The 20848-nt window shown below is 59.3% G+C and carries 21 protein-coding genes and 1 riboswitch; of the genes, 10 read left to right on the plus strand and 11 right to left on the minus strand.

Annotated features, from left to right (window positions below; translation table 11 throughout):
• Positions 1 to 11 precede the first annotated feature (11 nt).
• The 4 genes from DFS28_RS17705 to rpoE form a co-directional block, all read right to left on the minus strand.
• Positions 12 to 1439 carry a DegQ family serine endoprotease gene (locus DFS28_RS17705; protein WP_111450828.1) on the minus strand — a complete coding sequence of 476 codons (1428 nt, stop codon included), beginning with the start codon at positions 1437 to 1439 and terminating at the stop codon, positions 12 to 14.
• A 181-nt stretch (positions 1440 to 1620) separates the two neighbouring features.
• Complete coding sequence (locus tag DFS28_RS17715; protein WP_111450831.1) at positions 1621 to 2577, minus strand: MucB/RseB C-terminal domain-containing protein; 957 nt, start codon at positions 2575 to 2577, stop codon at positions 1621 to 1623.
• An 8-nt stretch (positions 2578 to 2585) separates the two neighbouring features.
• Positions 2586 to 3173 (minus strand): sigma-E factor negative regulatory protein, encoded by a 588-nt coding sequence (locus DFS28_RS17720; protein WP_111450832.1) that lies wholly within the window; start codon positions 3171 to 3173, stop codon positions 2586 to 2588.
• Between the two features lie 30 nt (positions 3174 to 3203).
• Positions 3204 to 3785, minus strand: a complete 582-nt coding sequence (gene rpoE / locus DFS28_RS17725) for an RNA polymerase sigma factor RpoE (RefSeq protein WP_007944079.1) — start codon at positions 3783 to 3785, stop codon at positions 3204 to 3206.
• Between the two features lie 558 nt (positions 3786 to 4343).
• Here rpoE and nadB point away from each other — a divergent pair.
• Positions 4344 to 5960, plus strand: a complete 1617-nt coding sequence (nadB, locus tag DFS28_RS17730) for an L-aspartate oxidase (RefSeq protein ID WP_008153071.1) — start codon at positions 4344 to 4346, stop codon at positions 5958 to 5960.
• On the opposite strand, the gene DFS28_RS17735 is transcribed toward nadB, so the two are convergent.
• Both DFS28_RS17735 and DFS28_RS17740 read right to left on the minus strand, forming a co-directional pair.
• Positions 5929 to 6381: a protein YgfX gene (locus DFS28_RS17735; protein WP_111450833.1), complete on the minus strand. Its 453-nt coding sequence runs from the start codon at positions 6379 to 6381 to the stop codon at positions 5929 to 5931. The two genes, nadB and DFS28_RS17735, sit on opposite strands and share 32 nt — an antisense overlap.
• Complete coding sequence (locus tag DFS28_RS17740; protein ID WP_007944081.1) at positions 6365 to 6619, minus strand: succinate dehydrogenase assembly factor 2; 255 nt, start codon at positions 6617 to 6619, stop codon at positions 6365 to 6367. The genes DFS28_RS17735 and DFS28_RS17740 overlap by 17 nt, the downstream gene beginning before the upstream one ends.
• Before the next feature lie 149 nt (positions 6620 to 6768).
• Here DFS28_RS17740 and DFS28_RS17745 point away from each other — a divergent pair, with 149 nt between their 5' ends.
• Positions 6769 to 7710 (plus strand): folate-binding protein YgfZ, encoded by a 942-nt coding sequence (locus tag DFS28_RS17745; protein WP_111450835.1) that lies wholly within the window; start codon positions 6769 to 6771, stop codon positions 7708 to 7710.
• 34 nt (positions 7711 to 7744) lie between these two features.
• The gene (locus DFS28_RS17750) at positions 7745 to 8566 is read left to right on the plus strand and encodes an HDOD domain-containing protein (protein WP_111450836.1); all 822 of its coding nucleotides are present in this window, start codon (positions 7745 to 7747) and stop codon (positions 8564 to 8566) included.
• 114 nt (positions 8567 to 8680) lie between these two features.
• On the opposite strand, the gene DFS28_RS17755 is transcribed toward DFS28_RS17750, so the two are convergent.
• Complete coding sequence (locus DFS28_RS17755) at positions 8681 to 10066, minus strand: sensor histidine kinase (RefSeq protein WP_111450837.1); 1386 nt, start codon at positions 10064 to 10066, stop codon at positions 8681 to 8683.
• Positions 10059 to 10730, minus strand: a complete 672-nt coding sequence (locus tag DFS28_RS17760; protein ID WP_008153060.1) for a response regulator — start codon at positions 10728 to 10730, stop codon at positions 10059 to 10061. Before DFS28_RS17760 ends, DFS28_RS17755 begins: the two co-directional genes overlap by 8 nt.
• A gap of 233 nt (positions 10731 to 10963) precedes the next feature.
• On the opposite strand from DFS28_RS17760, the gene DFS28_RS17765 reads away from it, so the two are divergent.
• The 5 genes from DFS28_RS17765 to DFS28_RS17785 are packed head-to-tail and all read left to right on the plus strand — an operon-like array spanning position 10964 to position 16340.
• Positions 10964 to 12256 carry an OprD family porin gene (locus tag DFS28_RS17765; protein WP_111450839.1) on the plus strand — a complete coding sequence of 431 codons (1293 nt, stop codon included), beginning with the start codon at positions 10964 to 10966 and terminating at the stop codon, positions 12254 to 12256.
• A gap of 39 nt (positions 12257 to 12295) precedes the next feature.
• Positions 12296 to 13273 (plus strand): tripartite tricarboxylate transporter substrate binding protein, encoded by a 978-nt coding sequence (locus DFS28_RS17770; protein ID WP_111450841.1) that lies wholly within the window; start codon positions 12296 to 12298, stop codon positions 13271 to 13273.
• Positions 13274 to 13332: 59 nt separating this feature from the next.
• Positions 13333 to 13791 carry a tripartite tricarboxylate transporter TctB family protein gene (locus DFS28_RS17775; RefSeq protein WP_111450842.1) on the plus strand — a complete coding sequence of 153 codons (459 nt, stop codon included), beginning with the start codon at positions 13333 to 13335 and terminating at the stop codon, positions 13789 to 13791.
• A 1-nt stretch (position 13792) separates the two neighbouring features.
• Positions 13793 to 15307 carry a tripartite tricarboxylate transporter permease gene (locus DFS28_RS17780; RefSeq protein ID WP_111450843.1) on the plus strand — a complete coding sequence of 505 codons (1515 nt, stop codon included), beginning with the start codon at positions 13793 to 13795 and terminating at the stop codon, positions 15305 to 15307.
• Positions 15300 to 16340: an AbrB family transcriptional regulator gene (locus DFS28_RS17785; protein WP_111450844.1), complete on the plus strand. Its 1041-nt coding sequence runs from the start codon at positions 15300 to 15302 to the stop codon at positions 16338 to 16340. Before DFS28_RS17780 ends, DFS28_RS17785 begins: the two co-directional genes overlap by 8 nt.
• Positions 16341 to 16463: 123 nt before the next feature.
• On the opposite strand, the gene ung is transcribed toward DFS28_RS17785, so the two are convergent.
• The gene (gene ung, locus DFS28_RS17790) at positions 16464 to 17156 is read right to left on the minus strand and encodes a uracil-DNA glycosylase (RefSeq protein WP_111450846.1); all 693 of its coding nucleotides are present in this window, start codon (positions 17154 to 17156) and stop codon (positions 16464 to 16466) included.
• Between the two features lie 132 nt (positions 17157 to 17288).
• Here ung and DFS28_RS17795 point away from each other — a divergent pair, with 132 nt between their 5' ends.
• Complete coding sequence (locus DFS28_RS17795; protein WP_111450848.1) at positions 17289 to 18392, plus strand: enoyl-CoA hydratase/isomerase family protein; 1104 nt, start codon at positions 17289 to 17291, stop codon at positions 18390 to 18392.
• Positions 18393 to 18451: 59 nt separating this feature from the next.
• Here DFS28_RS17795 and DFS28_RS17800 read toward each other — a convergent pair whose 3' ends face one another.
• Together DFS28_RS17800 and DFS28_RS17805 are read right to left on the minus strand one after the other, a co-directional pair.
• Positions 18452 to 18931, minus strand: coding sequence for a hypothetical protein (locus tag DFS28_RS17800; protein WP_111450849.1), 480 nt, complete (start codon positions 18929 to 18931; stop codon positions 18452 to 18454).
• A 166-nt stretch (positions 18932 to 19097) separates the two neighbouring features.
• On the minus strand, positions 19098 to 19340 hold the full coding sequence (locus tag DFS28_RS17805; protein WP_111451037.1) for a hypothetical protein: 243 nt from the start codon (positions 19338 to 19340) through the stop codon (positions 19098 to 19100).
• A 277-nt stretch (positions 19341 to 19617) separates the two neighbouring features.
• A riboswitch (guanidine-I (ykkC/yxkD leader) is annotated at positions 19618 to 19718 on the plus strand.
• A 62-nt stretch (positions 19719 to 19780) separates the two neighbouring features.
• Here DFS28_RS17805 and DFS28_RS17815 point away from each other — a divergent pair.
• On the plus strand, positions 19781 to 20848 hold the full coding sequence (locus tag DFS28_RS17815) for a putative urea ABC transporter substrate-binding protein (RefSeq protein WP_111450850.1): 1068 nt from the start codon (positions 19781 to 19783) through the stop codon (positions 20846 to 20848).

Consider the following 20848-nt stretch of genomic DNA (forward strand, 5'->3'; position numbering starts at 1 on the left):
CAACAACCGGATTATTCAGCCAGTTTGAAGGTGATGAAACTGGCGCGACCTTGACGCAGAACCCGCATCGACACCGAGCGGTTCTTCGGCAGCGCCTTGGCGATATCCGTGAACTCCTTGGTGGAACCGATTGCCTGATTATTCAGGTGAGTGATCACATCGCCTGGCTGCAGGCCAATCAGAGAAGCAGGACCGTCCTGGACTTCCTTGATCACGACGCCGCCTTTGAGGTCGTAGGTTTTCTTCTGCTCATCCGTCAGCTCGACCACGGAAACACCCAGCCGGTTGCTGCTGCGCTCGGTGGTAGATTTCGGCAGCGAATCCAGCTCTTTGCCTTCTTCCGGGATAGCGCCGACAGTCAACTCGACATTCTTGCGCTTACCTTCACGAATCACTTCCAGATCAGCTTTCGAGCCGGCCTTCAGCGCGCCCACCAGGTGTGGCAGATCGGCGGACATGACGATCGGTTGGCCGTTCATGCTCAGGATCACGTCCCCTACTTGCAGGCCACCCTTGGCAGCCGGGCCGTCATCCTGGATCTGAGCCACCAATGCGCCAGCTGGCTTCTCCAGACCGAACGATTCGGCCAGGTCCTTGCTCACTTCCTGAATCACCACACCCAACCAGCCACGGCTAACTTTGCCACCGCTTTTGAGCTGATTGGAAACGTCCATGGCGACGTCGATCGGGATCGCGAACGACACGCCCATGAAGCCGCCGGAACGGGTGTAGATCTGCGAGTTGATGCCAACCACTTCACCGGCCAGGTTGAACAGCGGACCACCCGAGTTACCCGGGTTGATCGGCACGTCGGTCTGGATGAACGGCACATAGTTTTCGTTTGGCAGGCTGCGACCGATGGCGCTGACGATACCTTGGGTCACGGTATGGTCGAAACCGAATGGCGAGCCAATCGCCACGACCCATTGGCCGGCCTTCAGGTCCTGGGATTTGCCGAGCTTGAGGACCGGCAGATCCTTGCCCTCGATTTTCAGCAGAGCCACGTCGGAACGCGGATCGGTGCCAATCAGTTTGGCTTTCAATTCGCTGCGGTCAGCGAGGCGGACGAGGATTTCGTCTGCATCGGCAATCACATGGTTGTTGGTCAGGATGTAGCCATCAGACGAGATGATGAAACCCGACCCCAGGGATTGGGCTTCACGCTGACGATCACCGCGGGGCGTACGCGGCTGTGGCGGCATACCTCGCTCGAAGAACTCGCGCAACATGGGCGGCAAGCCTTCAAGGTCGGGCATCTGCTCGCTCACTATGCGATCAGGCAGTTTCTGCGTGGTACTGATGTTTACCACCGCGGGCGAGGCCTGCTCGACCAACTGTGTGAAGTCAGGCAACTCAGCCGCTTGAACAGCGACCGCCTGACCAAGCACCAGCACGGTGGCAAAAATAGAGAGATAAGACTTCAAGCGTGGTATCGACATACGGCTCCCGTTACGACGAGCATGGTTAAGCGATATGGAGCAAGGAACACCGGGAACGATACGCCGGTATTTTTGTTCCGGGAACAACAAACAAGGCCAGAGCCGAGAGGCTCTGACCTATAGAAAAAATCGGGGATATTTGCAAGTTGAAATGCTCACCAAACATTTCGATTTCTGCTCACTACTTGGTTGCAGTGGCGTCGCTGCGCATGGATAGCGCAATCCGTTCAGCGGTGCCAATCGGAATCTCACCGACCACAGTCACCATCATCTCGCCTTGCGGGGTAGTCAAGCGTCGGGAAACTGCAACGGTCGGCCCCAACTGGGTGCGAGTGTCAGTAATTGTTGCGCCATTCAACGGTTCAAGGAAAACCGAGAAACGCGCCAGACCATCGTCATACATCAGACTGTTGACTTGGGTTTTGGTCTCTGGATCCTTGCGGGAGGTACTGCTGGTCAGCTCGAAACCAGGCGGTAACCAGTCCGAACGCCATACTTGCGCTGACTTGGTTGCAGAAGCCTTGTCACTGTCGAGGGCAATAGTTTTGCAATCGGCACTAGGCTGCAAGTCGCTGTCGGACGGAAGATCGGCGGTATCCAGTTGCGTGAACTGGAATCGCTCCAGCAACTGCCCTCGTTCATTCAGAAGCAATGATTTGAGAGGCAGGCCGGTTTCTTTATCCAGATGCAATTCAAAACCGTAGCGGTGTTGATCGCGAGGTGTCAGTGAAACGATTACTGCCGCACGCCCAGCCACACGCGACTTGCCAATGACGGCAAGATCGTACCAATTCTTTAGCTTTTGTGGATCGAGTGCACGAGCAGCGGAGCTGGGGGAATCTCCAAGCCCTGCTATCAGAATGCCGCTAACGCATTGAGTACGTCCATCAATGCGCACGACTTCCTGTGCCGAGCCGTCGAGCTGGAGTAAACGCTCGCGGACCTTGCCATCCTGGACGCGGTGCCAGATGTTGTGGGTAGAAAAACTACCGTTACGCTCGTAGACGAATGTACCGTGAAAACTTTGCTGTTGCTCGGCTTGGCCCAGACGGGTCAACCAGTTCTGGGCTTCATCAGCATGGGCTGGAACAACAAACCAGCCACCGAGCAGAAGCGTAAGTAGAGGGATGGCGCGCATGATCCTCCTTAACGGTTTTCCAGACTTGCTGCACGAGCGTAAGGCAGAGCGCTCTCAGTACCTTTCAGTGCAGCCTGTTGAGCATGTTGGCGCAAATAGCCTGGCAGACGCTGATCGTGCGAGCCTTGCTGACCTTGCAACACGCCGTTGGCCATAGGGCCAGTGGCTTCCGAACTCTCATTGTAGCCTGCTAATACTGCTGGCCCCTTGACCTGAGGAACGGCCAGACCTGGTTGACTGGATTGTTGAGCCAGTTCGACCCCAGCGATTTCGTCCTGGTTATACAGACGAACACCTGCCAGTACGGCGAGGGTTACCGAAGCAGCGACCGCCAGACGACCCAGGCTGCGCCATGGACCACGGGTGGCTTTTGCAGGTACGGCTTCGTCAGCCAGCGCAGCAGAGACTGCCGCAGCGATATCCAGACGTGGAAGCAGCAAATCCTTGTGCATAACTGCCCGAGCGATTTGATAACGAGCCCAGGTATCACGGGTTTCTACATCGTCAAAGGCATTCAATACCCGACGCAATTCCAATTCGTCCGCTTCGTTATCCATCACTGCGGACAGCGATTCCTGCAGGGCTTCACGACTCATGGCGTTCCTCTCTTGGCTGTCGCCGCTGTCTCAGTTTTCCTGCAACAACGGCTGCAGGGCTTTATCGATGGCTTCCCGAGCGCGGAAAATCCGGGAGCGCACGGTACCCACCGGACACTGCATGACGGCCGCAATGTCCTCGTAACTCAGACCATCGAATTCACGTAAAGTTAAAGCCGTACGCAAATCTTCTGGTAGTTGCTGAATGGTTCGATGGACGGTGCCTTCGATCTCATCCCGCAGCAATGCACGTTCTGGCGACTCGAGATCCTTGAGGCCATGATCGCCATCGTAGAACTCTGCATCCTCGGAACTGACATCGCTATCCGGCGGCCGACGGCCGCGTGAAACCAGATAGTTTTTCGCCGTGTTGATGGCGATGCGGTAAAGCCACGTATAAAACGCGCTGTCCCCGCGAAAATTTCCAAGTGCACGGTACGCCTTGATAAAGGCTTCCTGCGCCACATCCTGGGCTTCATGGGTGTCGTGCACGAAACGCACGATCAACCCGAGAATTTTGTGCTGGTATTTCAGCACTAGCAGATCGAAAGCTCGCTTGTCGCCGCGTTGAACGCGCTCGACCAGCTGCTGATCCTCTTCCTGGGTTAGCATGAACACTCCTCGATGAGCTCGAAGGAGGCTTGCATAACTAAACAACCAGACTTGCAAACATAGACTCGGGCTTTTCGCAAAAGTTCTCCCCCTCCAAGCAAGTTTCCTGCGGGCTCTGATTTGGCACGCACGAAAAGCGCAGCGCGGGTTAACCCGGCTGCGCGAATAATCTTGTCATCGGATTCGCCGGCAAGGATCAAATCACAGATCCCGCGTTGAAGCCGACACTGTCCCTTGAATCAGGCAACGGTCTATTGGTCTTGGGCCTTTGGCAAAAGTTCCAAATATTTATAGCTGCGCAAGAGCGACATTGTGCAATCGTGAATGGAAAAAAACTGTTAAATCGTTGATACAGTCGTCTTGTCGCCGAAGCGGCCGAAAAACCATCCGACGAAGCGTCAGGTATTTTCCTTCACAGTAGTTCCACAATGCCATGTGCGCTCGCTATTGTGCCGCTCCCCCCCTCTATATACTAGTGGGCTGTGTGGCTGTCTTGACTCGCCGATCCAGGTGTCTTGCGCCAACCCCGACCCGGGTCGCTTTGAGCGGAATCCTGAAATGAGCCAACAGTTTCAACACGATGTTCTGGTAATTGGCAGCGGAGCTGCCGGCTTGAGCCTTGCGCTGACCTTGCCCGGTCATTTGCGCATCGCCGTACTGAGCAAAGGCGACCTCGCCAATGGCTCGACTTTCTGGGCCCAGGGTGGCGTCGCTGCCGTCCTGGATGACACCGACACCGTTGAATCACATGTCGATGACACCCTCAATGCTGGCGGCGGCCTGTGCCACGAAGACGCCGTGCGCTTTACCGTCGAGCACAGTAAAGAGGCGATTCAATGGCTGATCGACCAAGGTGTGCCCTTCACCCGCGATGAACAGTCCGGTACCGAAGATGGCGGATTCGAGTTCCACCTGACCCGCGAAGGCGGTCACAGTCATCGGCGTATCATCCATGCCGCCGATGCCACGGGCGCCGCGATTTTCAGAACCTTGCTCGACAAGGCCAGGCAACGACCGAACATCGAACTGCTGGAGCAGCGGGTCGCGGTCGACCTGATCACCGAAAAGCGCCTGGGCCTTGAAGGTGATCGCTGCCTCGGCGCCTACGTCCTCAATCGCGGGACCGGTGAAGTCGATACCTACGCCGCTCGCTTTGTGATCCTCGCATCGGGCGGCGCGGCAAAGGTCTATCTCTATACCAGCAATCCGGACGGCGCCTGCGGTGATGGCATTGCCATGGCCTGGCGTTCGGGCTGCCGGGTGGCGAATCTGGAGTTCAACCAGTTCCACCCAACTTGCCTGTATCACCCGCAAGCCAAGAGTTTCCTGATCACCGAAGCCCTGCGCGGCGAAGGCGCACACCTGAAGCTGCCTAACGGCGAACGCTTCATGCAACGCTTCGACCCTCGCGCCGAGCTGGCGCCACGGGACATCGTCGCACGCGCCATCGACCATGAAATGAAGCGCCTGGGCGTCGATTGTGTCTATCTGGACATCAGCCACAAGCCGGAAGCGTTCATCAAGACTCACTTCCCGACGGTGTACGAGCGCTGCCTCGAATTCTCCATCGACATCACCAAGCAACCGATTCCAGTGGTTCCGGCGGCGCACTATACGTGCGGCGGCGTGATGGTCGATCAGCAGGGGCGCACCGACGTGCCGGGACTGTATGCCATTGGCGAAACCAGCTTTACCGGCCTGCACGGCGCCAACCGCATGGCCAGCAACTCGTTACTCGAGTGTTTCGTTTACGCGCGCTCCGCGGCGGCGGACATTCTTGAGCAGCTGCCGCAGGTTTCGATTCCGACCGCCCTGCCCGTCTGGGATGCAAGCCAGGTCACCGACTCCGATGAGGACGTGATCATTGCGCACAACTGGGACGAACTGCGGCGATTCATGTGGGACTACGTCGGCATTGTGCGCACCAACAAGCGCTTGCAACGGGCACAGCACCGCGTGCGTCTGTTGCTGGATGAAATCGACGAGTTCTACAGCAACTACAAGGTCAGTCGGGACTTGATCGAACTGCGTAACCTGGCCCAGGTGGCCGAGCTGATGATCCAGTCAGCCATGGAACGCAAGGAGAGTCGCGGCCTGCATTACACCCTCGACTATCCGAACATGCTGCCGGTGGCCCTGGACACTATTCTGGTGCCGCCCACCTACGTCGACTGAACGTGAGCCGAACCCGCAGGCGCCGGTGCAGATCCGCCGCCTGCGAGTCGCGGGGAACGCAGATTGATCTGACCCGCCGCTCGTCTCGAAGTCGAAAACGCAGCACCACAATCAATGGCAATGCCAAGCTGTCCGGTCGCAACTGCACTGGCTGCCAACCTGTTGCCTGATTCCACAACTGCCAGCCATCGGCATCGCGACGCAAGCCGCGAAATGCCTGAGGGTGTGTCAGCAGAATTTGTCGCGGTAACGCCCAAGCGCCGTGAGCCAGACAGCAAAAAGCGCCGAGCAGACTGGCCCAGACCGGTATAGAGAGAAGACACAGCGAACCCAGCGCGAACAGCTGGGCCAGAAGATACGCCGCCAGCAACTGCCGTGAGGCATGCCAGCGGCATTCGAACGCATTATTTGGGCTGGACACGATCCAGAATCATGCGAACCATGCGCTGAAGCTCCGGATCTTCCGATTCGGCGCGTTCCATGAACCAGCCGAACATGTCCTGATCTTCGCATTCGAGCAGCTTGCGGTAGCAATCGCGGTCGACATCATTGAGGTGCGGATAGACCTCCTTCACGAACGGTACCAGCAACACGTCAAGCTCAAGCATGCCGCGGCGGCTGTGCCAGTAGAGGCGATTCAGTTCAACATCTTCGACCATGGAGCGCTCCTCAAATAGGCGGCAAGTATACAGCCCCAGGCGGAGTCGAACACTCGGCTTTGGTCGGCCACCAACGATCCTTTGTGAACTACCCATTTCAAGAGCGCCCCCTTATGATGTCCCCCAGACTCTTTATCCTGCGATGACCCATGGCCGATTCTGCTTTTTTCTGCACCCTGTCTCACGAAGGCGTTCTCGCAGTACGCGGCGCGGATGCCGGCAAATTCCTGCAAGGCCAATTGACCTGCAACCTCAATTACCTGAGTGACACCCAGGCCAGCCTCGGCGCCCGCTGCACGCAGAAGGGCCGGATGCAGTCGAGTTTCCGCATCCTGCTGGAAGGCGACGGCGTTCTGATGGCCATGGCCACCGAACTGCTGGAACCGCAACTGGCGGACCTGAAAAAGTACGCGGTGTTTTCCAAATCCAAACTGACCGACGAAAGCGCAGCCTGGGTCCGCTTCGGCATCGACCATGGCGATGCGGCGCTGATCAGCCTCGGTCTTGATCTTCCGGCTGACACCGACAGCGTCGCGCGCAATGACGGCTTGATCGCCATTCGCGTCTCGCCGGACCGCGCCGAACTCTGGGTCGCCGCCGACCAGGCCGACCTTATCAAGGGCAAGCTGGCCGTCGTATTGGCCAAAGGCGATCTGAATCAATGGCTGTTGGGCCAGATCCGCGCAGGGATCGGTCAGGTCATGCCGAGCACTCGCGAACTGTTCATCCCGCAGATGCTCAATCTGCAAGCCGTGGGTGGCGTGAGCTTCAAGAAAGGCTGCTACACCGGCCAGGAAATCGTTGCGCGCATGCAGTACCTGGGCAAACTCAAGCGCCGCTTGTATCGCCTGACACTGGATGCCAACGAGTTGCCTGAACCTGGCACACCCTTGTTTTCCCCTACTCACGGCAGCTCTATCGGCGAAGTGGTGCTGGCCGCCAACGCCGGGCAAAACATTGAACTCCTGGCCGTGCTGCAAGCCGAAGCAGCGGACGGGGGGGATATCCATCTGGGCGCGCTCGAAGGGCCAGCCCTGCACCTGCTCGACCTGCCTTACGAACTGGATCGCGATCGCGAAATCCAGCGTTAACAGCAGCATTTGTCGCAATACCTAGAGAAACGAAATGAGCGAGCTGGCGGAAAAGGTCCAACAGGATTTGGTTGAGGCCATCGATAACGATGACCTGGTTCTGCCAACGTTACCGGAAGTGGCCCTGCAGATTCGCAAGGCCGCCGAAGACCCGGAAATCAGTGTCAGCACCCTGAGTAAAGTGATCGGCCGCGATACCGCGCTGTCGGCGCGTCTGATCAAAGTGGTCAATAGCCCGCTGTTGCGTGCGACCCAGGAAGTCACTGACCTGCACACGGCAATCACTCGATTGGGCATCAATTACAGCAGCAACCTGGCCATCGGTCTGGTCATGGAACAGATTTTCCATGCCCGTTCCGAGGTGGTGGAACAGAAAATGCGCGATGTCTGGCGCAAAAGCCTGGAAATCGCCGGGATCAGCTATGCATTGTGCCGCCGGTACACGCAACTCAAGCCCGACCAGGCAGCCCTTGGCGGACTGGTGCATCAGATCGGTGTGTTGCCGATCCTGACCTACGCCGAAGATCACTATGAACTGCTGGCTGACCCGGTCAGCCTCAACCATGTGATCGATCACATTCATCCACTGCTCGGCGACAAACTGCTCAGGGTCTGGGAGTTTCCGGAGATGCTGGTACAGGTGCCGGGGCTTTATCTGGACTTCAATCGACAGTCCGAGCGGGTCGACTATGTCGATCTGGTGCAAGTGGCCAGCCTGTATTGCCACAAGGACACCGATCATCCCCTCGCCCGTATCGACGCATTCAGCGTACCGGCGTTCAAAAAGCTGGGAATTGATCCGGAGAACGAGGCAGTGTGCCGCGATCTGGAAGAGTCGCGGTCGATGTTTTACTAATCTAGACCGCGTCGCGCCCTTCGCGAGCAAGCCCGCTCCCACATTTGATCTGTGTTCACAGGACCATGTGGGAGCGGGCTTGCTCGCGAAGGGGTCAGCCCAGACACCGAAAAACTATCCGGCGATAAAACTCACCCGCACCTTCAACCCCGCCTGCTCGCCATCGTGCAGGCTGATTTGAGCCAGATGTGCGCGGCAGATCTCGCCAACAATCGCCAGTCCCAACCCCGAACCGGCCACCTGCTGGTTGCGCCGATAAAAGCGCTCGAACACCCGATCGCGCTCTTCAAGAGGAATGCCTGGGCCATCGTCCTCGACCTCCAACACGGCCGGTGCCGTGACCCGAAGAATCACGTTGCCACCCGACGGCGTGTGCGCCAGCGCGTTATCCACCAGATTGCTCAACAGTTCGTTCAACAGCGTTGGCTCGCCGCGCAACCACACCGGTTCGTCCGCTTCCAGCGCCAGCGCCACACCACGTGCGTGGGCCAGCGGCGCCATGGCCATGCCGAGTTCGCGAGCCAGCTGACTGAGGTCAAGCAACTGCGCGCCGCCCTCGGCGATGGCCCGGGCACCGTTTTCGACCCGTGCCAGCGAGAGCAATTGATTGGCAAGGTGGGTCAAACGGTCCGTACCTTGGGCGACGGTTTCCAATGTATTGCGCCAGGTTTCAGGTTCGGTCGAGCGCAAACCCAGTTCCAGTCGTGCCTTGAGCGCCGCCAGGGGCGTACGCAGCTCATGGGCGGCATCGGCGATGAACTGCGCCTGACGCTCGAACTGCCCGCGCAAGCGCTCGGTAAAGTGATTGAGCGCGCGCACCAGCGGCCATAATTCGCGTTGCACTTCCACCAACGGTAATGGCCGCAGATCGTCCGACTGACGCTCTTCCACCGCGGTACGCAAGCGTTCCAGCGGACGCAACGCGGCGCTGACCGCAAACCACACCAACAACAACGCACCCATCGCCAACATGCCCAGACGCAGCAACGTGTCCGCCGCCAGGCTGCGGGCCATGCTGACCCGCGCCTCATCGGTTTCCGCCACGCGGATTTCCGCCATGCCGTTCATGTTCGGCTCGCTCACGGGTTTGAGCAGGCTCACCACACGCACGTTCTGCCCCTGGTACTTGGCGTTATAGAAGCGCGCCAGTGCCGGATAGTCATCGGTGCGCGGCGTTCCCGGCGGCGGCGGCGGAAGGTTTTCGTAACCGGAAATCAGCTTCTGATTGATGTCGTTGACCAGGTAAAAAATCCGTCCCGCACTGTCGTAGGCGAAGGTGTCGAGGGCCACGTAGGGCACGTCGGCGCTCAGCGTGCCGTCACGCTGGGAGACGCCCGCAGCGATGGTCCTCGCAGAGGCCAGCAAGGTCCGGTCATAGGCGGTGTCGGCCGCTTCGCGACCGTTCCAGTAAGCGCTCAAACCACTGGCCAGCATCAACACCACCAGCAACAGCGCCAGATTCCACAGCAACCGCCACCGCAGGCTGCTGGGCTTATGCATCGCGGCTTTCCAGCAAGTAGCCGAGACCGCGGAAGGTCACGATGACAACCGGTTGGCCGTCGAGCTTTTTGCGCAGGCGATGGACATAGATCTCGATGGCGTCGGGGCTGGCCTCTTCGTCCAGTCCGAAGACTTGCGAGGCCAGTTGCTCTTTGCTCATCACCCGACCGGGACGGGCAATCAGGGCTTCGAGCACCGCCTGCTCGCGGGAGGTCAGGGTCAGCAACTCTTCGCCAAGGGTGAAGCGCCGGGTGTCCAGGTCATAGGCCAGCACACCGCAGCGCTGCAGGCGTTCACCGCCGAGCACACTGCGGCGCAGCAAGGCTTTGACCCGGGCTTCGAGTTCGGTCAGTTCGAAAGGTTTGGCCAGGTAATCGTCAGCGCCAAGGTTCAGGCCGTGGACCCGATCCTTGACGTCGCTGCGGGCGGTCAGCATCAACACTGGCAGGTTCTTGCCCCGCGCCCGCAGGCGCGCCAGCACTTCGAAGCCATCCATGCGTGGCAGGCCGACGTCGAGAATCGCCATGGCGTATTCCTCGCTGCTCAACGCCAGGTCGGCCGCCACGCCGTCGTGCAGCACATCCACGGTCAGCCCGGTGCTCTTGAGCGCCTGGGCGACACTTTCGGCGAGCTGCAGATGGTCTTCGACGAGCAGAACACGCATGGAACCTTACCTCATTCAGGGATGGCCGACGCCATTCTTTGGCGCGGAGTTTACAGCCGCAACCGCCGCTGTGAAGCCCGAAAACCGTGAAAGTCTTCTGAAAGGTTAGCGAAAGGTTGGCCGGTTAGAGTCCAGCCACGGACAGTTTCGACTGCCGTCGCTACCGCACATAGCGTACGAAAAACGCCTCGAAGCGTTTTCGCCAATAAGAACAATAAACGGAGTACTTCAAGATGCTGTCCATGCAGCTACAGGCTTGCCCGCCTGCTCGCTTTTCCCGCCTCAGCCACACCGCCCTTGCCAGTGCTGCCGCCCTCGCCGGCTTTTCGCCGTTGAGCCAGGCTGCCTTCTTCGAAGACAGTACGGCAACCCTCGAAACCCGCAACATGTATTTCAACCGCGACTTTCGCGACGGTACCAGCGCCCAGCAATCCAAGCGGGACGAATGGGCTCAGGGGTTCATGCTCAATCTGCAATCGGGTTACACCGACGGCACCGTGGGGTTCGGTGTCGATGCGCTGGGCATGCTGGGGGTCAAACTCGATTCGAGTCCCGATCGCACCGGCACCGGCCTGCTGCCAACCCATGACGACGGCCGCGCGGCCGATGAGTATTCCAAGCTTGGCCTGACCGGCAAAGTGAAAATCTCCGCCACGGAACTTAAAATCGGCAGCCTGATTCCGGAACTGCCGATCCTCAAGCCCAACGACGGGCGCATCCTGCCGCAGACTTTTGAAGGTGGAATGCTGACCTCCAAAGAGATCAAGAACCTGACCTTCACCGGCGGGCGTCTGGAGAAAGCCAAGGACCGCGACAGCACCGATTTCGAGGACATCGCCCTCAACAACAAGAACAGCCGCTTCGCTGGCACCGCAGCCGGCAAGCATTTCGACTTTGGCGGTCTGGACTACAAGTTCACCGACAAAATCACCGGCAGCTACCACTTCGCCCAACTCGATGAGGTCTACAACCAGCACTTCCTCGGCGTAGTCGCTTCGCAACCGTTCGGCCCCGGTACTTTCGGCACCGATCTGCGCCTGGCCATCAGTGATGACCAGGGTGCGGCCCGTGGCGGCAAGATCGACAACAAATCCCTCAACGGCCTGGTGAGCTACGCCTTGAGCGGGCATAAATTCAGCGCCGGCTATCAGCACATGTCCGGCGACAGCGCGTTCCCTTATGTCGATGGCAGTGACCCGTACCTGGTCAACTTCGTTCAGATCAATGACTTTGCCGGCGCCGAAGAGCATTCCTGGCAGGCGCGCTACGACTACGACTTCGCCAAACTCGGCATCCCCGGCCTGAGCTTCATGAGCCGTTACCTGAGCGGTGACAACATCAAGCTCAAGAACGGTGACGAAGGCAAAGAGTGGGAACGCAACACCGAAATCAAATACGTCGTACAAAGCGGCGCGCTCAAGGATGTCGCCGTGCGCCTGCGTAATGCCACTTACCGCTCCAACTACTCCGCTCGCGATGCCGATGAAGTGCGTCTGCTGGTGAGCTATAGCGTTGCCCTTTGGTAATTCAGTAAACCTATAACAACAACTCCCCAGGAGACTTGAATGAACTTATCACTGCGTAAAGTTGCTCTCACCGCCAGCGCCCTGCTGTTCGCCGGCCAATTGCTCGCCGAACCCAAACGCCCGGAATGTATCGCCCCGGCCTCGCCAGGCGGCGGTTTCGACCTGACCTGCAAGCTGGCGCAAAGCGCGCTGGTGAATCAGAAACTGCTGACCAAACCGATGCGCGTGACCTACATGCCCGGCGGTGTCGGCGCGGTGGCGTACAACGCGGTGGTCGCCCAGCGTCCGGCCGATGCTGGCACGCTGGTGGCGTGGTCCAGCGGTTCGCTGTTGAACCTGGCCCAAGGCAAGTTCGGCCGTTTTGATGAAAGCGCCGTGCGCTGGCTGGCCGCCGTTGGAACAAGCTATGGCGCCATCGCGGTGAAAAGCGATTCGCCTTACAAGACCCTGGACGATCTGGTTCAGGCGTTGAAGAAAGATCCGAGCAAAGTGGTGATCGGCTCCGGCGGCACCGTCGGCAGCCAGGACTGGATGCAGACCGCCCTGATCGCCAAGGCCGCCGGGATCAACCCGCGTGACCTGCGTTACGTCGCCCTCGAAGGCGGCGGTGAAATCGCCACCGCCCTGCTCGGCGGCCACATTCAGGTTGGCAGCACCGACATCTCCGACTCCATGCCGCACATCCAGAGCGGTGACATGCGCCTGCTGGCCGTGTTCGCCGAGAAGCGTCTGGACGAGCCGGAAATGAAAGACATTCCGACCGCCAAAGAGCAAGGCTACGACATCGTCTGGCCAGTGGTTCGCGGCTTCTACCTCGGGCCAAAAGTCAGCGATGAAGACTACGCCTGGTGGAAAGACGCTTTCGACAAACTGCTGGCTTCTGAAGAGTTCGCCAAGTTGCGCGATCAGCGTGAACTGTTCCCGTTCGCCATGACTGGCCCGGAGCTGGACACCTACGTGAAGAAGCAGGTGGCGGACTACAAAGTGCTGGCCAAAGAGTTCGGCCTGATTCAGTGATCGCCTCTGTCTAGCGGCTGCGGCCCCCGTTCTGCGGGGCCGCGGCACAGGAGTTTCTCATGCTCTTACAACGCATTTTCGCTTCGGCGCTGTTGCTGGCCTGTGTTGGCCTGGCGCTGATGGCGTGGCCGTATCAAGCGGCCTTTTCCTACGAACCGGTGGGGCCCCGAGCCTTCCCGCTATTGATGCTCGGCCTGATGGGCCTTGGTCTGTTGTACATGGTGTTTCGTCCGACACCGATCGTGCACAGTGACGACGACCCGAAACTCGACCGTGAAACCCTGATCAAGATCGGCATCTGCGTACTGCTGTTGCTGGTGTTCGCCGGGGCCTTCGAACCCCTTGGTTTCATCGTCGCCAGCATTCTGATTGGCATCCCTATGGCACGCCTGTATGGCGGCCGCTGGCTACCCAGCACGGTGATCATCAGCCTGATGGCTATCGGTCTTTATCTGCTGTTCGACAAGGTGATGGACGTGCCACTGCCGCTGGGCGTGCTCGACGTTCTGGAGAACTGATATGGATACTCTTGGCTATTTGGGTCAGGGCTTCGGCGTCGCGCTGAGCCCGTACAACCTGGTGACCGCGCTGTGCGGCACCCTGATCGGCACCGTCGTCGGGCTATTGCCAGGCCTGGGCCCGATCAACGGCGTGGCGTTGCTGATTCCGATTGCATTCGCCCTCGGTCTGCCGCCGGAGTCGGCGCTGATCCTGCTGGCGGCGGTGTACCTGGGTTGTGAATACGGCGGCCGGATCAGCTCGATCCTGCTGAACATTCCGGGCGAAGCCTCCACCGTCATGACCACCCTCGACGGTTACCCTATGGCTCGCAAGGGTCTGGCGGGTGTAGCGTTGTCGCTGTCGGCGTGGAGTTCGTTCATCGGTGCGTTCATCGCCACTTGCGGCATGGTGCTGTTCGCCCCGTTGCTGGCGAAATGGGCGATTGCCTTTGGACCGGCAGAGTATTTCGTGCTGATGGTGTTCGCGATTGTCTGCCTCGGCGGCATGGCCGGTGATCGACCACTGAAGACTTTTATCGCCGCGCTGATCGGTTTGTTTTTGTCGACCGTCGGGATCGATGCCAACAGCGGCGTGTATCGTTTCACAGGGGACAATATCCATTTGACCGACGGCATTCAGTTCGTCGTGCTGGTACTGGGCTTGTTCTCCATCAGTGAAATCCTTCTGCTGCTGGAAAAAACCCATCGCGGCCAGGAAGCGGTGAAAGCGACCGGCCGGATGATGTTCAACTTCAAGGAAGCGTCGTCGGTGTTCGTGGTGAACATCCGTTGCGGTCTGCTCGGTTTCATCATGGGCGTTCTGCCGGGTGCCGGCGCAACACTGGCCAGTGCCGTGGCCTACATGACCGAAAAACGTATTGCCGGCGCCAATGGCACGTTCGGACAAGGCGACATGCGTGGCCTCGCGGCGCCGGAAACCGCCATCGGCGGCGCAGCCTGCGGTGCCCTGGTGCCAATGCTGACGCTCGGCGTTCCGGGTTCCGGTACCACGGCGGTAATGATCGGCGCGCTGTCGCTGTACAACATCACCCCGGGTCCGCTGTTGTTTCAACAGCAACCGGACATTGTCTGGGGCCTGATCGCTTCGTTGTTCGTCGCCAATATCATGCTGGTGATCCTCAACATCCCGATGATCCGCATCTTCACGCGCATCCTGGCCGTGCCGAACTGGGCGCTGGTGCCCGTGATTGCGATCATCACCGGGATCGGCGTCTACGCGGTGCACGCCACCACCTTCGACTTGTTCCTGATGATCGGCATCGGCATCTTCGGTTACATCCTGCGCAAGCTGGATTTCCCGTTGTCACCGGTTCTGTTGGGCTTCATTCTCGGCGGCCTGATGGAGCAGAACCTGCGTCGCGCCCTTTCGATTTCCAACGGCGCGCTGGAAATCCTCTGGTCCAGCCCGATCACCTTCGGTGTCTGGGTACTGACCGCAATCATGCTGCTGATGCCGATCCTGCGAATCTGGCGCAAACGTTCGGCCGCCCGGCGCGTTATCGCCGATGTCTGATCGAACACCCTTCAAAGCCTGGTGGGGAACTCCGCTGGTCGGTCTACTGGGCGGTTACCTGGCCAGCCAGATTGGCTGGCCACTGCCATGGATGGTCGGCTCGTTGCTGGCGATCATCCTGGTGCGTTGCCTGACACCCTGGCAATTGGCGGAAATCCCTGGCGGCCGCAAGTGCGGCCAGTGGATTGTCGGCATCGGCATCGGCCTGCACTTCACCCCGGTGGTGATGGAGCAGGTCCTGAGCCACTTCGGTCTGATCTTCTTCGGTGCATTGGTCACCAGTCTCTCGGCCGTGGTGGGTGTCTGGTTGATGCGGCGTACCGGTGAAGATCGCGCCACCGCGTTCTTTTCCAGCATGCCCGGCGGCTCCGGGGAGATGGTCAACCTCGGCGCGCGTAACGGCGCGGTGCTCAGTCGCGTTGCGGCGGGGCAAAGTCTGCGGGTGTTGGTGGTGGTGCTGTGTGTGCCGGCGGCGTTCAAGTATTGGCTGGGTGACGGTGCACCACTGTCCCATGCCACTTCCGTTGACTGGCGCTGGCTGGCCCTTCTATTCCCGGCGGGCGCCCTCGCCGCCTGGCTCTGGGAGCGTCTGCGTCAACCCAATCCGTGGCTGTTCGGTCCGTTGCTGGTGAGTGCGGCGGTGAGCATTGGCTGGGACCTGCACATCAGTTTGCCTAACGGCGGCAGCCAGATCGGCCAATGGCTGATTGGCAGCGGGTTGGGGTGTCACTTCAATCGGCAGTTTTTCCGGCGTGCGCCGTCGTTTATGGGGCGGACCTTGATCGGCACGGTGCTGACCATGTTGATCGCCACGCTGGCAGCATTGGGGTTGAGTGCGCTGACGCATCTGGATTTGCGTTCGCTGACGTTAGGCATGATGCCCGGCGGGATTGCGGAGATGAGCCTGACGGCAGAGACATTGCAGTTGTCGGTGCCGTTGGTGACGGCGATGCAGGTGATGCGGCTGCTGTTTGTGCTGTTTCTGGCGGAGCCGCTGTTCAAGTATTGGAATCGGCAGCCCGACGCCCCCTAACCTGATCGTTCCCATGCTCCGCGTGGGAATGCCTCAACGGACGCTCCGCGTTCGGCTTTGGATGGGACGCAGAGCGTCCCGGGCTGCATTCCCACGCAGAGCGTGGGAACGATCATTAACCCCTCAAACCGGTGGCAACCGCCACTCGATCGGCGTTTCGCCATTCTGCTCAAGAAACTTATTGGTTCGACTGAAGTGCCCGCACCCGAGGAAGCCGCGATAGGCGGACAGCGGTGATGGATGCACCGACGTCAGCACCAGGTGCTTGGTGGCATCGATCAGTTTCTGCTTGCTCTGGGCATGCGCGCCCCACAGCAGGAACACCAGATGTGGCTGGTGTTCGCTGACCACTTCGATAATCCGATCGGTAAAGTGTTGCCAGCCTTTGCCCGCATGGGCGTTGGCGTTGGCGCGTTCCACGGTCATGGTGGTGTTGATCATCAGCACGCCCTGGTCAGCCCAGCTTTGCAGGCAACCGTGGGTCGGGATGTCGATGTTCAGATCGCGTTTCAACTCCTTATAGATATTCACCAGCGACGGCGGCGCCGGTACGCCCGGTTGCACTGAAAAGCACAAGCCGTGGGCCTGTCCCGGACCGTGGTACGGGTCCTGGCCGAGGATGACGACTTTGACTTTATCCAGCGGCGTCGAATTGAGCGCGTTGAAAATCATCGGTCCTGGAGGGTAGATTTCCTTGCCTGCCGCGCGCTCCTCTTGCAGGAAGTTGCGCAACTCTGCCATGTAGGGCTGGTCGAATTCGGCACGCAGTGCCTCCTTCCAGCTCGGTTCGAGTTTGATACGGTCGTCAGCAGTCATGGTTACATCCGGCAAAAACAATGGGGCGAACCCTAGGAAAGCCCATCACGCTTGTCAATTGATCTGACGCAGATCCAGCACTTTCCTACATAGCGATCATACTGAACGCTCAAATTCCCGATCGAGGTCACGATGAATCTGCACTTCGAAGAACTCACTGGCACCGACGGCGCACGCATCGGAGTCGCCAGCCTGGATGCCGAAAAGTCCCTCAATGCCCTGTCCTTGCCGATGATCAATGCCTTGCGTGATCAACTGGACGTCTGGGCCAAAGAGCCACAAATCGTCTGCGTCGTGCTGCGCGGCAACGGTGCCAAAGCCTTTTGCGCCGGTGGCGAAGTCCGCAGCCTGGTGGAAGCCTGTCGTGCCCATCCCGGCGAAGTGCCGCCGTTGGCCGCGCATTTCTTTGCGGCGGAATATCGCCTGGACTTCAATCTGCACACTTATCCTAAACCGCTGATCTGCTGGGGGCATGGCTATGTGCTCGGCGGCGGCATGGGGCTGCTGCAAGGGGCGGGCATTAGAATTGTTACGCCGAGCAGCCGCCTGGCAATGCCGGAGATCAGTATCGGGTTGTACCCGGATGTCGGGGCCAGTTGGTTTCTGTCGCGCCTGCCCGGCAAGCTCGGATTGTTTCTCGGCCTGACCGGCGCCCATATGAACGGTCGCGATGCGATCGATCTCGACCTGGCCGACCGTTTCCTGCTCGATGAACAGCAGGAAGAACTGATGGAAGGCCTGCTGCAGTTGAACTGGCAGGAACAGACACCGATGCAGCTGAACAGCCTGCTCAAGGCCTTGCAGCAGGAAGCCATCGCGCAAATGCCTGAAGCCCAGTGGCTACCACGACGCCAGCAGATCGATGAGCTGCTGGATGTCAGTGACGTGCGCTGCGCCTGGAAGGCCATCAGCCAGCTGCGCGACAACACGGATCTGCTGCTCAGCCGTGCCGCGAAAACCATGAGCGAAGGCTCGCCCCTGACCGCTCATCTGGTGTGGGAGCAGATCGCCCGCGCCCGGCACATGTCGCTGGCTCAAGTCTTTCAGATGGAATACACCATGAGCCTCAACTGCTGCCGTCATCCTGAGTTCAGCGAAGGCGTGCGCGCACGGTTGATCGACAAGGATCAAAAACCGCATTGGCACTGGCCAGACATCAATAACCTGCCGGATGCGGTGATAGAAGCGCATTTCCACAAGGCCTGGGAAGGCCGGCATCCTCTGGCCGATCTGTAGGAATACTGAAATCGGGGCATAAAAAAGCGGCGCTTCATGCGCCGCTTTTTTATGAGTGTTTAACGGTGGCCGCCTCGGCCATCGTTATCACCGCGACCGCTGTGGTCGCCCCTTCCGCCACGGTTGTCGCGTCCGCCATGGCCGCCGCGATAGTCGTTGTTACCACCGCGGTTACGGCTGTCCCAACCGCCACGGTTATGGTTATCCCAGCCGCCGCGGTTATGGTCATCCCAGCCGCGATTCTGATGAGCCCGGTAATCGGCTCGTGGCGACGACTGGTAATAACGCGGTGCCGGTTGATAAACCCGCGGCTGGTAGTAATACCGCGGTGTTGGCTGGTAATACCGCGCTGGCGGTGCGTAGTACCGGCGTGGTTGCGTGTAATAACCGCCGCCGCCTGAATAGTAAGGTCCGCCGTCATAATAGGATGGCGAGGTATAGACCTCGGAACTGTAGTAGCTGGCTCCTCCATCGGAATAGGGCACGCATGCACCAAGAGACAATCCCAATACAGCAATCAGAAGAATTCGCAGATACATGGCGGCCTCCTGGACCGCGAGTGAGCCACACCAGCGACGCTGGCAGGCGACAGTCAATTATTCGGTGACTGTCGAAAGATCAGACATCGTTTTCCAAATCTGGTGCGTTCCTGAAACAGATTGAAACAAGTCGCCGATGAAAGGTTTTTCATCATTCGCCCGCTGATTAATGGTGGCCACCGCGATATCCACCTCCGTAATAACGAGGCGAATGCCCGCCCCAATAGTAGTAGCGATAGCCGCCATAAAAGCGCGGCCCGTGGTAATAGCGCGGTCCGTAATAGTAGGAATAGGGTGAGTAGTCGGGGTAGTAATAAGGCGCGGAATACACATCGTAGCCACCGGCGTAGTAGTAGCAGCCGGACAACCCCAGACCGAGAACAACACCAAACAACAGTCGACGAAACATGGCGGCCTCCTGAAAGACCCACAGCCGGAACACGCCGGCTGACACCTGTTTTGACTGGAAATATTCCATCGAGTGCCGAGCCGCCAGGACCTTCAGATCAGCGGCCGGCCCGGTCCATTGCGGTGCACCCATGCACCATCACAAGGCGACGTCGCCACCTCTCCCCAACGCGCTAATTGCGTAAATGCCCACACTAGAGCGCTCAAGCCAACTTGGCACGGCTCTCGCTTTAGCAAAGACGTGCAGGAGTCATCACAGGTTCGCGGCACCACAATTTGCAATGGCTGACTAGGGTTCCGGCTCGCTAAGGCGAGTGGCTGGTCCGAGAGTTGGCGACCTCCAGTTGAGGTTACACGGCGGGATAAAAGCCCGGGAGACAAGCCACCGTTCACGGTGCCGCGTTGACTCCTGCCCGCCCTTGATCAACTGGAGAACCACCCATGCTCAAGCTTCGTTTACCCGCCCTGCTCGCAGCTGCTTTCGCAGCCCTCGTGAGCGTCTCGTCCCAAGCCGCACAGAAAGACCACTTCAGCGTCTGCTGGACCATTTACGCCGGCTGGATGCCGTGGGAATACGCCGGCAGCCAAGGCATCGTCGATAAATGGGCGAAGAAGTACGGCATCAAGATCGATGTGGTGCAGCTCAACGACTATGTCGAATCCATCAATCAATACACCGCCGGCCAGTTCGATGGCTGCACCATGACCAACATGGACGCGCTGACCATTCCGGCGGCCGGTGGCGTCGACAGCACCGCGCTGATCGTCAGCGACTTCTCCAACGGCAACGACGGCATTGTGCTGAAGGGCGACGGCAAGAAAGTCACCGACCTCAAAGGCATGGACGTCAATCTGGTGGAGCTCTCTGTCTCCCACTATTTGCTGGCCCGTGCGCTGGATTCGGTCGATCTCACCGAGAAAGACCTGAAAGTGGTCAACACCTCCGACGCCGACATCTCGGCGGCCTTCAACACCGATCAGGTCAACGCCGTCACCACCTGGAACCCGATGCTTTCGGACATCAAGGCCAAGCCTGCGGTGACCGAAGTGTTCAACTCCAGCCAGATCCCCGGCGAAATCATGGACATGATGGTGGTCAACAGCGCCACCCTCAAAGACAACCCGGCTCTGGGCAAAGCGCTGACCGGTGCCTGGTTCGAAGTGGTGGAATTGATGAACGCCAAAAACGCCGCCAGCAAAGCCGCGCTCGAACACATGGCCAAAGCCTCGGGCACCGATCTGGCCGGTTTCCAGTCGCAACTGGACACCACCAAATTGTTCGCTACCCCCAAAGAAGCCCTGGCGTTCTCCACCAGCAAGCAACTGCCGGAAACCATGCGCAAGGTGGCCGAGTTTTCGTTCCAGCATGGCTTGCTGGGTGAAGGCGCCAAGGACACCAGCGCGGTCGGCATGGCGTTCGCCAACGGCGTGACCAGCGGCGACAAGAACAACCTCAAGCTGCGCTTCGACCCGACCTACGTGCAGTTGGCCGCCGACGCCAAGCTGTAA

The organism is Pseudomonas sp. 478 (assembly GCF_003254125.1).
Classification (GTDB): Bacteria; Pseudomonadota; Gammaproteobacteria; order Pseudomonadales; family Pseudomonadaceae; genus Aquipseudomonas.